At 62.8% G+C, this 14,752-nt stretch carries 12 protein-coding genes; 4 read left to right on the top strand and 8 right to left on the bottom strand.

Annotation, left to right across the window (positions count from 1 at the left end; translation table 11 throughout):
• Nucleotides 1-72: 72 nt before the first annotated feature.
• Both OKA04_RS01905 and OKA04_RS01900 read left to right on the top strand, forming a co-directional pair.
• Nucleotides 73-3,222 (top strand): efflux RND transporter permease subunit, encoded by a 3,150-nt coding sequence (locus OKA04_RS01905; protein ID WP_264499425.1) that lies wholly within the window; start codon nucleotides 73-75, stop codon nucleotides 3,220-3,222.
• 3 nt (nucleotides 3,223-3,225) lie between these two features.
• Nucleotides 3,226-4,587: an efflux transporter outer membrane subunit gene (locus OKA04_RS01900; RefSeq protein WP_264499424.1), complete on the top strand. Its 1,362-nt coding sequence runs from the start codon at nucleotides 3,226-3,228 to the stop codon at nucleotides 4,585-4,587.
• A gap of 48 nt (nucleotides 4,588-4,635) precedes the next feature.
• Here the strand turns inward: OKA04_RS01900 and OKA04_RS01895 are convergent, their stop codons facing one another.
• From OKA04_RS01895 to OKA04_RS01880, 4 genes are all read right to left on the bottom strand, one after another.
• Nucleotides 4,636-5,817: a PQQ-dependent sugar dehydrogenase gene (locus tag OKA04_RS01895; protein WP_264499423.1), complete on the bottom strand. Its 1,182-nt coding sequence runs from the start codon at nucleotides 5,815-5,817 to the stop codon at nucleotides 4,636-4,638.
• Nucleotides 5,818-5,884: 67 nt separating this feature from the next.
• Entirely contained in the window at nucleotides 5,885-7,120 is a 1,236-nt protein-coding gene (locus OKA04_RS01890; RefSeq protein WP_264499422.1) for a M16 family metallopeptidase, read from the bottom strand.
• The gene (ispD, locus tag OKA04_RS01885; protein WP_264499421.1) at nucleotides 7,117-7,776 is read right to left on the bottom strand and encodes a 2-C-methyl-D-erythritol 4-phosphate cytidylyltransferase; all 660 of its coding nucleotides are present in this window, start codon (nucleotides 7,774-7,776) and stop codon (nucleotides 7,117-7,119) included. The genes OKA04_RS01890 and ispD overlap by 4 nt, the downstream gene beginning before the upstream one ends.
• An 8-nt stretch (nucleotides 7,777-7,784) precedes the next feature.
• A complete protein-coding gene (locus tag OKA04_RS01880; protein ID WP_264499420.1) occupies nucleotides 7,785-8,240 on the bottom strand; it encodes a GatB/YqeY domain-containing protein in 456 nt (151 codons plus the stop codon).
• Between the two features lie 214 nt (nucleotides 8,241-8,454).
• On the opposite strand from OKA04_RS01880, the gene ykgO reads away from it, so the two are divergent.
• Nucleotides 8,455-8,619 carry a type B 50S ribosomal protein L36 gene (gene ykgO, locus OKA04_RS01875; protein WP_264485342.1) on the top strand — a complete coding sequence of 55 codons (165 nt, stop codon included), beginning with the start codon at nucleotides 8,455-8,457 and terminating at the stop codon, nucleotides 8,617-8,619.
• A 99-nt stretch (nucleotides 8,620-8,718) separates the two neighbouring features.
• Here the strand turns inward: ykgO and radC are convergent, their stop codons facing one another.
• The 4 genes from radC to OKA04_RS01855 form a co-directional block, all read right to left on the bottom strand.
• Nucleotides 8,719-9,420 (bottom strand): RadC family protein, encoded by a 702-nt coding sequence (gene radC / locus OKA04_RS01870; protein WP_264499419.1) that lies wholly within the window; start codon nucleotides 9,418-9,420, stop codon nucleotides 8,719-8,721.
• 70 nt (nucleotides 9,421-9,490) lie between these two features.
• Nucleotides 9,491-10,435 (bottom strand): ABC transporter permease, encoded by a 945-nt coding sequence (locus tag OKA04_RS01865; RefSeq protein WP_264499418.1) that lies wholly within the window; start codon nucleotides 10,433-10,435, stop codon nucleotides 9,491-9,493.
• 8 nt (nucleotides 10,436-10,443) lie between these two features.
• Nucleotides 10,444-11,367: an ABC transporter permease gene (locus OKA04_RS01860; RefSeq protein ID WP_264499417.1), complete on the bottom strand. Its 924-nt coding sequence runs from the start codon at nucleotides 11,365-11,367 to the stop codon at nucleotides 10,444-10,446.
• Nucleotides 11,368-11,376: 9 nt separating this feature from the next.
• On the bottom strand, nucleotides 11,377-13,290 hold the full coding sequence (locus OKA04_RS01855) for a peptide ABC transporter substrate-binding protein (protein WP_264499416.1): 1,914 nt from the start codon (nucleotides 13,288-13,290) through the stop codon (nucleotides 11,377-11,379).
• A 187-nt stretch (nucleotides 13,291-13,477) separates the two neighbouring features.
• Here OKA04_RS01855 and OKA04_RS01850 point away from each other — a divergent pair, with 187 nt between their 5' ends.
• Nucleotides 13,478-14,752 carry an ABC transporter permease subunit gene (locus OKA04_RS01850; protein ID WP_264499415.1) on the top strand — a complete coding sequence of 425 codons (1,275 nt, stop codon included), beginning with the start codon at nucleotides 13,478-13,480 and terminating at the stop codon, nucleotides 14,750-14,752.

The following is a 14,752-nucleotide window of genomic DNA, read 5'->3' as shown; positions in this document are numbered from 1 at the left end:
TTCCCGAACGATGCCGTCTGCCGGGGCGCCGATGCGCCCGGGTGGATATTCGATGCTGTATTTTTCAATCTGATGACCACGCAATTCATCCGACGTCCGATCCTGTCGATCGTCATTTCCATCCTGCTGGTGCTGGTGGGTCTGATCGCGCTGAAGCGGCTTCCCATGTCGCAATTCCCGAATATCGCGCCGCCCAAGGTGAGCGTCTCGGTGGAGTATACGGGGGCAAACGCGGAGGTGGTGATGCGGTCGGCGATCCTGCCGCTGGAGAGGGCGATCAACGGGGTGCCCGGCATGAAATACATCGCCGCCGACGTGGGGAACGACGGGGTGGGAAACGTGCAGGTTTTCTTCGAGACCGGCACGGACGCGGACATGGCGGCGGTGAACGTGCAGAACCGGGTATCCGCGGTGATGGGCGAGCTGCCGGAGGAGGTGGTCAGAAATGGCGTGCAGATCTCGAAGGAGGAGAATGCCATGCTGATGTACATCAACATCAGCAGCACGGACCCGGAGGTGGATGAGAAATTCATCTACAACTTCGCCGATATCCATGTGCTGGCGGAGCTGATGAGGGTGAAGGGTGTCGGCTTCGCTGACATCCTCGGTGCGAAGGAGTATGCGATGCGGGTCTGGCTGAAGCCGGACAAGATGCTGGCCTACGGTGTGTCCGCGGACGAGGTGATCGGGGCATTGCAGGAGCAGAACGTGGAGGCGGCACCGGGCAAGATCGGCGAGAGCGCGGACAAGAGGAATCCGAGCCTGCAGTATGTGGTGCGCTACACCGGGAAGTTCCAGAGCGAGGAAGAGTTCGGTGCGATCCCGCTCCGCGTCGGGGACGATGGGGAGATACTCAAGATCCGGGACGTGGCGGATGTGGAATTCGGCACCAGCTACTTCGATGTCGAGGCGAAGTACAACGGTCGTCCCTCCGCGGCGATCCTGCTGAAGCAACTGCCGGGGTCGAATGCGCGTGAAGTGATCGCGCGGGTGAAAGAGCGGATGGACGAGATCAAGGCGGAGTCATTCCTGGACGGGATGGATTACGAGGTGAGCTACGATGTCTCGCGCTTCCTGGATGCCTCGGTGCACGCGGTGGTGAAGACGCTGGTGGAGGCATTCCTGCTGGTTTCGTTGGTGACATTCATTTTCCTCCAGGACTGGAGATCCACGCTGATCCCGGTGCTTGCAGTGCCCGTCTCACTGATCGGGGCCTTCCTCTTCGTTCACTTCCTCGGGTTCTCGCTGAATCTGATCACTCTCTTCGCATTGGTGCTGGCGATCGGGATCGTGGTGGACGATGCGATCGTAGTGGTGGAGGCGGTGCATGCAAAGATGCACGAGGGGATCGCATCGCCGCGGGTCGCGACGGAGATGGCGATGAAGGAGATCAGCGGGGCGATCATCGCGATCACGATGGTGATGGCGGCGGTGTTCGTGCCGGTGGCGTTTCTTTCCGGTCCGGCAGGGGTATTTTTCCGGGAGTTCTCGCTGACGATGGCAGTCGCAATCGTCCTTTCGGGGGTGGTGGCACTGACGCTGACGCCGGCCCTGTGCTCGGTTTTCCTGAAGCCCGGACACGGCGCGGCGAAGCCAGACCGGGGACCCATGGGGTGGTTCTTCCGGGGATTCAATGGCGGGTATGATCGGCTCTCCGGCAGATACCGGCGCCTGATTTCGTGGGTGGCACCGAGACGGGTGGTGACGTTTGGGCTGCTGTTGTTGCTCTGCGGCGGGATGGCGCTCATGGGTGGAAGGCTGCCGACCGGGTTCATCCCGAATGAGGATCAGGGAACCTTTTACATCAGCGCGACCACGCCCTCTGGTGCGACGCTGGAGCGGACGAAGGCGGTGGTGGATGAGATCGAGAGAAGCTGTAGGGATATCCCCGCGATCAAGTCGATCTCGACGCTGGCCGGCACGAACATCCTGTCGGACGGAACCGGGGCGACCTATGGAACCTGCCTCGTCAACCTGCAGGACTGGGGGAACCGGAAGGAGAGCGTGAGGGAAGTGATCGAGGAGGTGGGGCGGCGGATCGCGCACATCAAGGACGCGAGCATCGAGATGTTCCCCCCGCCGGTGGTGCCGGGATACGGGAATGCGAGCGGCTTCGAAATGAGGCTGCTGGACAAGACCGGCAAGGGAGACCTCAAGGCGATGGAACCGGTGGTGCAGCAATTCTTGGAGGATCTGAAAGCGCGGCCCGAGATCGACAGCGCATTCACAATCTTCGATGTCAGCTTCCTGGAGTATGTCCTGCGGGTGGACCACGACAAGGCGGCGAAGATGGGGGTAACCGTCTCGAACGCGATGAGCATGCTGCAGACGATGCTGGGCAGCGAGTATGCGACGAATTTCATCCGCTTCGGGATGATGTACAAGGTGATGGTGCAGGCACTGCCGGAATACCGCGAGAACCCGGACGAACTGCTGAAGCTGACGGTGAAGAATGATCGCGACGAGATGGTCGAGCTCTCCACCTTCATCACGCTGGAGAAGAGCATGGGCGTGGACCAGATCACCCGTTACAATCTCTTCAACTCCGCGGAGCTGAATGGCGAGCCCGCGGCGGGCTACAGCAGCGGGGAAGCGATCCGCGCGATTGAGGAGACAGCGCGTGAGAAGCTGCCGCGCGGATACGGGATCGAGTGGGCTGGCATCACCTACGACCAGGTGGCTGCGGGAAACCAGACCGCGGTGATCCTGGGGATCAGCCTGATCTTTGTCTATCTGCTACTGTCCGCGCAGTACGAGAGCTTCCTGTTGCCGATGCCGGTGCTCCTGTCATTGCCCGCGGGGCTTTTCGGTGGATTCCTTTTCCTGCACCTGGCAGGCTTGGAGAACAACATCTACGCCCAGATCGCCATGGTAATGCTGGTCGGCCTGTTAGGGAAGAACGGCATCCTGATCGTGGAGTATGCGATCATGAGGCAGAGGGAAGGCCGGAGCGCCTTGGATGCGGCCGTGGAAGGAGCGGGTCAGCGGCTGCGACCGATCCTGATGACCTCGATGGCATTCGTCGCGGGCGTGATTCCCCTGATGCTGGCGAGCGGTGTGGGAGCGGTAGGGAACCGGACGATCGGATCGACGGCGGTGGGCGGCATGCTCTTCGGGACGTTCTTCGGGCTGATCATGGTGCCCGGGCTTTATGTGATCTTCTCGAGCCTTTCGCGAAAGTTCCATCAACCGGAGGAGACGCCGCTTTCGGAAGAATTCTGAATCATGAGACCGACTTCAATCATCGGATGGGTGCCCGCGGTTCTATTGCTTGGAAGCTGTGTGAACAGTCCCCGCGGCGAGATCACCTTGGACCGCAGCGAGACATCGCTGAGAGGGGTGGAGGCTCCGCGCGATCAATGGCGGACCTTCATTGAGGACAGCGAGCTGAGGGCACTGATCGGCACTGCGCTATCAAACAACACGGAGCTGAAATCGGCGATGGCCAGGATTGATGCCGCGAAGGCGCGCGCCAGGGCTGCTGCTGGAGCGGCGCTGCCGACCGTGGAGGCGGCGGGTGGCGTCGTGAAGAGCAGGTCCGGCCGACTCATTGACGATGACTACTCCGACACGGGGAAGAATTGGAACGCCGGATTCCAGGCCGCGTGGGAGCTGGATCTGTGGGGAAAGATCCGCAGCGAGAAAGGTGCGGCGCTGCATCGTCTGCTGGCGAGCCAGGAGGCGGAGCGCTTGGTGAGGTCCACGCTGGTGGCGGAGGTGGCCGGTGCCTACTACGAGCTGAAGGCTCTCGACTCCACTCATGCAGTCCTGGCCCGAACCGCGAAGTTGCAGGAGGAGGCGGTGGCGTCGGCAAGGGCGCAACTGGAGGCCGGCAAGGTGACCGTGCTGGCGGTGCAGCAGTTCGAAGCGCAACTGAAGAATATCGAAGCGAGGAAGCTGGAGACCTCGAGGATGATGGTGGAGCAGGAGGGAATCCTGCGGCTGCTGTGTGGTGAAGGACCTGGAACGGTGAAGCGCAGCAAAGTGGCGATCGAGGATGCAAAGTTGCCGCGGGTCGCGTGGCAGGTGTCATCAGACCGCGTGGAAAACCGGCCCGATGTGATGGCTGCCGCCCATGAACTCGAGGCGGCAAAGGCGGACGCACATGCGGCAAAGACGGCTTTCTATCCCACGGTGACGATCGACGGGATGCTAGGCTTGCAAGCTTTCCGCGCGAGCAAGCTGATCGACTCCAGATCAACGGCGAGTTCGATCGGAGGAGGCATCGTGGCACCTCTGATCAATCGCGGGGCATTGAAGGCGGAGTATGCCGAAGCGAATGCGGCACAGTTGGAAGCGCTGCACGGCTATCACCAGGCGCTGCTGGATGGCTACGTGGAGGCCCACCACCAGATGGCAAACTTGCGGTGGCTCGACAAGATGAAGCAGGCAAAGGCAGAGGAAAGCGAGTTGCTGAATTCCTCCGCAGCGACCGCCGGAGAACTCTTCCACTCGGGACGGGGTGAGTATCTGGAGGTGCTGACCGCGCGGCAGTCAGCACTGGAAGCGGATCTGGAGAAGATCGAGATCCGCATGCGGGAGTTCCAAGCTTCGGTGAATTTGTATCGTGCCTTGGGCGGCGGCTAGATCAACGGAAGTCTGGGAGAAACGATCTCCCGGACGCCACGGGCTGCTTCACTTGTCCACCACTCGCAGGATCGCCCCGCCGTGATCGACGATGTAGAGATTCCCCTCGGAGTCTTCGCCGAATGACGAGATCAGGCCCAGCTTGCCCTTCTCGGGCTGGAAGTCATCTGTGTGGTCCTCGAACTTGGTCGGGCGGCCGTTCTTCGGAACGTAGGACCAGACGCGGCGGTTGTTGTAGTCGCCGAAGAAGTAGCGGCCCTGCAGTTCCTTGATCGGCCCGCGATACACATAGCCGCCCGTCACGGAGAGTCCGTCCTTTGGACCTGCGCCGTGTTCATAGACGTAAACGGGCTCGATCGCGCCCTTCGGCGCCCGGCCGCCGACGCCATTCTGTGGTGTCTCCTGGTCGCCCTCGCGGAGACGCCACCCGAAGTTCCCGCCCGCGCCTTTGCCTTTCGCGAGGAAGTTGATCTCCTCCCATTTATTCTGCCCCACGTCTGCGATCCAGAAGTCGCCAGTCTCGCGGTCAAAGGAGCAGCGCCAGGGATTCCGCAGGCCCAGCGCCCAGATCTCCGGCTTCACCCCGTCCTTGCCGACGAAGGGATTGTCCTTCGGCACGGTGTAGCCTTCGTCCGGCGAGACATCGATGCGCAGCATCTTGCCGAGGTAGGTGTCCATGGCCTGGGCGCGTTGCTTTGGGTCGTTGGCCGAGCCGCCGTCGCCATTGCCGATGTAGAGCATGCCGTCCGGGCCGAAGCCGATCCAGCCGCCGTTGTGGTTCTCGAAGTCCTGCTTGTAGGACATCAGGATCTCCATGGAATTCGGATCGGCGGTGTTGAAGTCCGGGCCCTTGGAGGTCATCCTCACGATGCGGGTATTCTGGTCGCGGTCCGTGAAGTTCAGGTAGAAGCGGCCGCTCTTCTGGAAGTCCGCGGCGAATGCCAGCCCCAGCAGGCCCTCCTCGTTGCCCTTCCGGCGCACCTGCGAAGAGATGTCGAGGAACGGCTCCTTCTGCTTTTCGCCGGTCTTCGCGTCGATGACCCAGATGCGCCCGACCTGCTCGATCACCCACAGACGGTCCTTCACGTGCGACGGAGCGCCGACCCAGAGCGGGCGCTCGAAGCCGGTCGCCACCGTTTCCACCCTGGGCTTCGCCTCGGCGGGAGACAAGGTGACGAATGCGAGGGTGGTGACGGTGATGGCCGTGGCGGCGATGAGAGTGAGGCGCATGATTGGCCAAACTAGCGGCACTCGCGCGGGACGCAACCCGGCAGCTTGTTCGCAGCCACCAGCCGGATCACTCCGGCAGGATCTCCGCGAGCGCGTGGCGGGAGACATCGAGCATCTCCGCGGCAATGTCACGCACCTCGGCAGCGGTGACCTTGTCCCACTCGGCGCGCACTTCCTCCGGCGTGACGAGTCGGTCATACTGCAGCAGGCAATCGCCGATCCACGAGGCATGGGCGGCGGTGCTTTCCATGGCCATCTTCGTCTGGCTCACGGCGAGGCGTTTGGCGCGGGCGAGTTCATCGGCGCGCGGGCCGTTCGTGCGCAGGTCCTCGATTTCGCGGAAGATGCACTCGAGCGATTCCTCGCGCGAGTCGGGGGCGAGGCCGGCGTGGACCTCCAGCGATCCAGCCTCGTCGAAGAGATTCACGTCGCAGGAGATCTGGTAGCAGAGGCCGCGCTTTTCGCGGAGCTCCTGGAAAAGCCGCGAACTGGCACTTTCGCCGAGGATCATCCCCAGCAGGCGCAGCGCATGTCGGCGCGGATCGCGGCGGCCCAGCGTGCGGAAGCCGAGCGCGAGTTGGAGTTGCTCGGTATCCCGCGTCTCCCGCAGGTGGCGCGGGGCCGGGAGCAGCGAGGGATCGAGCACGATTCCCTCCGGCAGCGCACGCGACTCGGGGAGATGCGGCAGCAGGTGCCTGCGCGCTTCCTCCACGCTGAAGGGACCGGCGACCGCGATGACCACGTCCCGGCGGAAATGATGGCGGTCACGGAACTCCGCGAGGGCCTTCCGGTTGATCTTCGCGATGCTTTTCTCCGTCCCGGCGATCGACTCGCCGAGCGGGTGAGGGGACCAGAGGGCCGCGGAAATGAGATCGCCGATGTGGTCGGACGGGCTCTCGCGATACATCACGATTTCCTCGCCGATAACCTCGCGCTCCAGCTTGATCTCCGCCTCCGGGAAGGCCGCGTTCCAGACCATGTCGGAGAGGATGTCTGCCAGCAGCGGCAGCGTCTCGGCCTCGCCGCGTGCCTCGTAGGTCACCTCGTCCTCCGTGGTGAATGCATTCAGCGAGGCACCCACGTCTTCGGTCTCCAAGCTGATCGCGCGCGCGTCGCGGCGTGCGGTGCCCTTGAAAACCATGTGCTCCACGAAGTGCGCGAGACCCGCTTTCCCCGCCGGATCGTCCCGGCTGCCTGCGGGCACGTGCAGGGAGAGCGCGGCGCACTCCGAATCCGGCAAAGTGGCCACGGCCAGGCGGAATCCGCCGGGCATCTCCACCATCTCGTAGCGCGCTCGGCTCATCGCATCAGGGCGGTGGCCAGCACGATATCGGCGGGCACCGTGATCTTCGGGTTCGGGAAAGGGGAGGTGACCAGCTTCGTTGGAATACCCATGGCTTCCATCACGGAGACCTCGTCGGTGGGGATGATCTGACGCTCAAGGACGGCAGTATAGGCCTCGCGGAGCAGGGCGGTCTGGAATGCCTGCGGCGTCTCCATGGCCCAGAGATTGGTGCGATCCACCGGCTCGCGGGAGAAGCCTTCGGTGTCGGCTTTCTTCAGGGTGTCCGCAACCGCGTGGGCGAGTGCGGCGGCCCCGTGGATGCGGGCGGCCTCAATGCATTGGTCGATCGCCTCGGGCTGAACCAGGGGGCGCGCGCCATCGTGCACCGCGACGAGGGTCTCCTCATCACCGAGCAGGGCGAGGCCATTTGCCACGGACTCATGGCGGTGATCACCACCGTCCACACGCGCCAGCGGCTTGGGAAAATCCTCGCCAGCCAGCAGCTCGAAGCGATCTTCCGGGCAGACGACGATCACCCGGGAAATGCTGCCCGCCCGCATGAATGCCGCGACCGTGTGGACCAGCACCGGCTTGCCGTGGAGTTCCGCGGCAAGCTTGTCGAAGCCCATCCTCCGGCTGGTGCCGGAGGCCACGATGACGGCGGCGCAGGCCATGGGTGAAATCAGGAAAGGCGTTTGGCGACTTCCTGCGAGAGTGTCTTCCCGTCGGCGCGGCCCGCGGCCTTTTCCTGGGCGAACTTCATCACCTTGCCCATGTCGGCCTTGGAAGTCGCACCGCTCTCGGCGACGGCGGCCTCCACCAGCGCGACGATTTCCTCCGTAGTCATGGCGGCGGGCAGATACTTCTCCAGCACGGCGATTTCCGCCTTCTCGCTGGCGGCCAGTTCTTCGCGGCCTGCCTTGGTGAATTGCTCGATGGAGTCCTGGCGCTGCTTGATCTGCTTGCGGATCAGCGCGCTGATCTCGGTGTCGTCGAGGGTCGCGGTGAGGTGGCCCTTCTCGATGGAGGCATTGCTCATCGCCGTTTTGAGCGCGCGCAGCGTGTTCAGGGACACGGCGTCCTTTGCCTTCATGGCGGTCTTGATGTCTTCGGGGATGCGGGCGGCGAGATCGCTCATGGGGCGGCCTTGTTAGCCGCTCGACTTGGGGCGGGAAAGTGGAATCCTCGCGTGGACGATACGGTGGCCCGGCAAGGGCCGGAAATCGGGGGCGACGGACAATTGTTAAGAAAAGTAAAAGGTATGGGCACTTTTGCACGAGAATCGGCTTTACATGCCTCCTTCTGTCCCTAGATTCCGCGGCCCGCACCGAACCGAACCGCGCGATTTTCCCATGAAAGTTCTTTCCTCGCTCTCTTCCGCCAAGCGCCGCCATGCCGACTGCCAGGTCGTGAAGCGCAAGGGCACCCTCTACGTCATCTGCAAGAGCAACCCGAAGTTCAAGGCCCGCCAAGGTGCCACCAAGGGTACCCGCCTCTCGAAGCAGGGCGTGAAGTAATCTCCACCACGGGGATTTCCCAGTTCAGCAAAGGCAGCCTGCGGGCTGCCTTTTTGCATTGCTCCGGCCCGTGCTTTCCCGGGCCGGAGATGATCACGGTCACATCGCGGTGATGACTCCCGCTTCCCGGAAGGAGAAATAAGGCCGCCGCCCGCCATCCGGCCTGCCGATGATGATGTGGTCGAGGAACTTGAGCTGAAGCAGCTCCGCGGCCTCGACCAGACGGCGGGTGAAGCGGTCATCGGCCGCACTCGGTGTCGGGTCGCCCGACGGGTGATTGTGGACGAGCACGAAGCCGTAGGCCCCGCGGGTGATGACCGGGCGCAGGATCTCGCGAGGGTGGGCTGCGGTCTCGGTGAGCGTGCCCGTGCTGACTTCCACCGTCCCATCGTGCCGCAGGCGGGTGTCCACCAGCGCAACGAGAAGTTGCTCATGGCGTATCCAGGCGAGCCGGGGCGCGAAGGCCTTGTAAATGACTTCCGGGGTGTCGAGCGGCTGCTGGGAGATCTGCTCGCGCGCGGCCCGGGCTCCCATTTCGAAGGCGGCAACAAGCTGGCACGCCTTCGCCAGGCCAAGACCGGTCTGGCGGGAGAGTTCCTTGATGCCGGCGCTGCCGAGCGCGCCGATTGATCCGTAATACTCCAGCAGGTCGCGGCCGATCTGGATGGCGCTGCGGCCCTTCACGCCGGTTCGCAGGAAGATCGCCAGCAGCTCGGCGTTATCCAGGGCATTCGGCCCGAAGTGGGCCAGCTTCTCGCGAGGGCGCTGGTCGAGGGGGAGATCAGTGATCCGTAGATCCATGATCAAATGAACACCTTAAGACGCGGGCTTGGCGAGGAAATTCTTCCCCGCCAACCGTGAGTGTTGCCGCCTAGTCCTTGGACGAGCGGGGATCCAGCGCGTCGCGCAGGCCGTCCCCGAGGAAGTTCAGCGCGAAGAGCGTGCTGGAGAAGAAAAGTGCCGGGAAAACGAGCAGCCACTTGTTCGTCTCCATGCGGTCCGAGCCTTCCTTGATGAGGATACCCCAGGAGCTGTTCGGCGGCTGGACGCCGAGGCCGAGGAAAGACAGCACGCTTTCCAAGAGCATGATGCCCGGGACGGCGAGGGTGGTGTAAACGATGATCGGCCCGATCACGTTTGGCAGGATGTGGCGGAAGAGGATGCGCGCGTGGCCGAGGCCGAGCGAGCGGGCTGCTTCCACGAATTCCTGGTGCTTGAAGGTCATCACCTGCGCGCGGACGATGCGGGCGATGGTCAGCCAGCCGATCGAGCCGATGGCGATGAAAAGCGGGATGAGCGTGGTGATCGGTGCGATGCGGTCACGGTTCCAGCCGGTGGTCTTGATGACCCACTCGGTGAAGTTGTCCGAGGGCTCCTTCACCACCAGCGAGAAGAGGATCACTAGCACCAGGAAGGGCAGGGCGAAGAGGATATCGACGACCCGCATCATGAAGTCGTCGATCTTGCCGCCGAGGTAGCCGGATATCGCGCCATAGACGAGGCCGATGCATACGGCGACGGCGGTGGCGACCACGCCGACGAGCAGCGAGACCTGCCCGCCATAGAGGACGCGGGCGAAGAGATCACGGCCAAGCTGGTCGGTGCCGAACCAGTGGACACCGTCAGGATCGGCGCCCATCAGTTCGAGATCGATGGCGGTGGGGCTTTTGACGAAGGGCATCAAAGGCCCGATGAAGCAGAGCAGAAGCATCACCACGAGGAACCACAGGCTGATCATCGCGGCCTTGTTCCGCGCCAGGCGATGCCAGGCGTCTTGCCAGAGGGAGCTTCCTTTTTCGACGGGATCGGACGACATGGACTGGATCAGGCGGCGGCGCGGAGGCGCGGGTTGAGAGCGATCTGGGCGAGGTCGGAGAGGAGGTTCGCGCCGACGATGAGGAAGCCGTAGAAGAGGACGAGGCCCTGGATCAGGAAGTACTCGCGGTCCGTGGTGGCATTCACGAAGTGCTGGCCCATGCCGGGCACCTGGAAGATGGTCTCGATGACGAATGATCCGGAGATCATCCCGGCGAAGGCCGGGCCGACGTAGGCCACGGCAGGGATGAGGCCGCCGCGCAGGGCATGCTTCACCACGATCTGGAAGCCGGGCACGCCCTTGGCCTTCGCGGTGCGGATGTAGTCCTGATTCAGCACGTCAAGCATGCCACCGCGGGTGAGTCGCGCGAGGTAGGCGGCATTCACCATGCCGAGGGTCACGGCGGGCAGGATCCAGTCGGCAGGCGAATTCCAGCCTGCGACATTGAGCGACTTCAGCCCGAGGCCGGCGAAGACCGCCAGAAGCGGCCCGATGACGAAGCTGGGCAAGCAGATGCCGGTCATCGCGGCGGCGAGGCAGGCGTAGTCGAGCGGGCCATTCTTCTTCACCGCGGCGATGATGCCGGCGGGGATGCCGATGATGAGCGCGATGCCGATGGAGAACACGCCCAGCAAGGCGGACACCGGGAAGGACTCGGCGATGATCTCGCCGACATAGACGCCGTCCTTGCGGATCAGAGGGCCGAGTTCCTGTTGGAAGATCAGGTTCTTGAAGTAGATCCCATACTGCACGGGCAGGGGCTTATCGAGACCCATCTGGATCTTGAGTTGCTCCAGGATGTGAGCGGGCAGCGCCTTTTCGTCGGTGTAGGGGCTGCCTGGCATCATGCGCACCAGGAAGAAGGTGATGGTGACCAGGACGAACAGCGTGAGCAGTCCCTGGAACAGTCGGCTAAGGATGATACGGGCCATGGCGGCGGGTCACTTCGTGGTGCGCAAGCGGAGGACGTCGTAGGGGTGGTTGTCTAGCAGGAGCGGGTGCCATCCTTCGACGGCGGGATCCATCAGGTAGTTCCGCGCATACCACGCGAGAAGCAGGGTGGGGGCCTCGGCGGTCATCACCGACTCCGCTTCACGCAGGAGAGCGTAGCGTTTGGCGGCGTCCGCCTCCTGGTGGGACTGCTTGAGGAAGTCCTCGAATTTCGGATTGGACCAGCCGGTCAGGTTGTTGCCGTTCCCGTCCGTCCACATTTCGAGGAAGGTGAGAGGGTCGAGGTAGTCGCCGATCCAGCCGGAGAAGGCGAGATCGTAGTTGAAGTCCTGCATCGCGGCGAGGTAGGCGGTCCACTCCTTGTTTTCGATCTCGATCTCGATGCCGAGTTCCTTGCGCCACATGGCCTGGATGGCCTGGGCGACGGTCGCGGAGGTCTCGCGGCTGGCCAGGAGATACTTGAGGCGGGGGAATCCCTTGCCGCCGGGGTAGCCGGCCTCGGCGAGCAGCCTGCGGGCCTCCTCCGGATTGTAAGCGACGGCGTGCGGGGTGTCATACCCGGCCATCGGCGGGGTCATCCCGTAGGCGGGCTTGTAGCCGCGCATGATCTTGTCGCAGATCTCCTGCTGGTTGAAGGAGAGGTTCAGCGCGCGGCGGACGCGCACGTCCTTCAGCACCTCGCGCTTGGTATTGCAGCGGATGAAGATGGTGCCGACGTAGGGCTCCTGGCGCAGCACCTTCGGGTTTTCCTTCTGCATCAGGTCCACGATCTCCGGCGGCGCGGTGTAGGTGATGTGCATCTGCCCGTCGCGGAACATGCGGGCCTCCGTGTAGGAGTTGTTGATCGGCAGGAAGCGGACGCCGTTCAGGGTGACCTGGGAAGCATTCCAGTAGTGGGGGTTGCGCTCCACCTCGAGATGGTCGGTACGACGCCACGACTTGAGCTGGTAGGGGCCGTTGGAGACGATGTTGCCGAGCTTCGACCACGGATTGCCCTTCTGGGTCATGGTGCCGTGCTTCAACACCACGTGACGCGGCACGGGATTCCAGGTGTAGTGCTTGAGGATCTGCTGGAAATAAGGTGTGGGACCGCGAAGCGTGAGCTTGAGGGTGAAGTCATCGATCACTTCCACTCCGACTTTCGACATTTCCCACAGGTGCGTCCCTGAAATCTGGATCAGCCTTTCAACGATATGCTTGGCCATTCCATCGACTGCCTCTGCTGGCCACTCGAATCGCTCCAAGTCTTGGGAGATCCATTCCAGTTGTTCCTTGGAAAACTTGTCCAGCCCCTTGTGCTTCAGGAAAAGGGATCGTTGGGAGTCGTCAGCCAGTGTCTCCCATTGCGGTTCTTCGCCCAGCGGCTCCAGATCTACTTTAGAGTCGCCTCCGAAATTGATCTTCGCGACGAGATCCGAGGGAACGACCGGATCCTGATTTACCACGAATAGGATCTCTCCCTTTTTGCTTTGGTTGAAGCGGTCCGCATTTTTCAGGAAGTAAAGCATCTCCGCATACTTCGCGGCGAATTCCGGCTCCAGGATGCGCTGGTAGGCGAAGGCGTAGTCGTGGGCGGTGACCGGGGTGCCGTCCGACCATTTCGCGTTCTGGCGGAGCTTGGCGGTCCACACGGTGGCGGTGGCGTCCGGCTCCAGCACTTCCGCTCCCGCGGGCATGGCGGTCGCGTCCTCGGTGGGGTGGTCGGAGACCAGACCCTCGAAGAGCGCGCGCATAATATTGCTCTCCAGCACGCCGGTCACGATCTGCGAGTCCAGGCCCTTCGGCTCGTTCGCGTTGCCGATGATCAGGATGCCCTCCCGGTTTGCCTTTTCGACCTGGGTTTCTTCCTGGCAGCCGGTGAGGCATAGCAGGGCAGGGAGCAGGAAAAAGGAGAGTCGTCTCATGAGTCGGGCGTGTGTCTAGCGGTTAGCGGGCCGGGATTGCAGGGAAAATTTGCAATAGTTCACCGGGTTTGTCCGGTTTTGCGGATTTCGTGAGAGTTTCTGTCAAAGAGGGGGCTTTGTGTTCCCGGGGACTTGCAAGGGAGGGGAGGATCGCTAGAACCACCGAAACCGTTAGTATCGCCGTCATTTGAAAGCCTATTTCCTTCGCCGCATTCTTCTGATCCCGCTCACCTTGCTCGGGATCACGGCGCTGGTCTTCTCCACCATCAAGCTCGCGCCTGGCGGTCCGGTGGAGCAACGCTTGGCCCAGCTCGTGGGCGGTGAAAAGCGCTCGCGTGCCGAGGCTTCCTTCTCGCTGACGATGTCGCAGGTCATCGAGGAGGAGGAAAAGGAGGACGAGGACAAGAGCGTCTCCCGCGCCTACCTCGAGTGGCTGGGCGTGATGCCGCGGGACATGATGAAGGCCGGCGCGGAATTCAAGCCGGACCAGAACACGGTGGAAATGATCCTCCCCGGAACCGTCCACATCGTGACCGTCACGCGGGATGGCAAGCTTTCCGGACCGGAAGGCGTGGACCTTTCCGCGTGGGACGTGCGCCTGCGTTCACCGCAGGAGCAGGCGGCCCGCTGGGCGAAGTGGATCAAGGGCGTGGAACTCACCAAGATGCCCGAGCCGCGCGCGGTGCTCTTCATGCCGGAGCGGGACGGCCTGCTGCAGGGCAGCCTGGGGAACTCCAAGAAGTACCAGGACAGCGTGTGGTCGATGATCTTGGAGCGCATGCCGGTATCCGTCTATTTCGGCGTGCTGAGCATGATTGTCATCTACGGGGTCTGCCTGCCGCTGGGCATCGTGAAGGCGATCAAGCACCGCAGCTTCATGGACAATGCCACTTCGGCGGCTGTCTTCGCGGGCTACGCCATCCCGGGCTATGCGCTGGGCTCGCTGATGGTCGTCTTCCTCGGTGCGAAACTCGGCTGGTTTCCGCTGCGGGGCCTCACGGGGGATGACTTCGAGACGCTATCCGCCATGGGCAAGGTGAAGGATCTGGCACACCACACGGTCATGCCGCTGATCTGCTACCTCATCGGCAGCTTCGCCTTCATGACCATGATGATGAAGAACAATCTCATGGACAATCTCGCCGCCGACTACGTCCGCACTGCCGCGGCGAAGGGCGTGTCTTTCCCTCGAGCCGTCTTCAAGCACGCCTTCCGCAATTCCATCATCCCGATCGCGACCACCTTCGGAAACAACATCTCGCTGCTGGTGGCGGGGTCGATGCTCATCGAGCGGATCTTCGACATCAACGGCTTCGGCCTCCTGCAGTTCAATGCGATCTTCGAGCGCGACCAGCCCTTGATCATGGGGGTCCTGTTCTTCTCCGCGCTGCTGATGCTGATCGGCAACATCCTCTCCGACCTCTGCGTGGCCTTGGTGGATCCGCGGGTGAGCTACAAGTGA

The organism is Luteolibacter flavescens, assembly GCF_025950085.1.
Classification (GTDB): domain Bacteria; phylum Verrucomicrobiota; class Verrucomicrobiia; order Verrucomicrobiales; family Akkermansiaceae; genus Haloferula; species Haloferula flavescens.
This window is presented reverse-complemented; position numbering and strand designations above follow the sequence as displayed.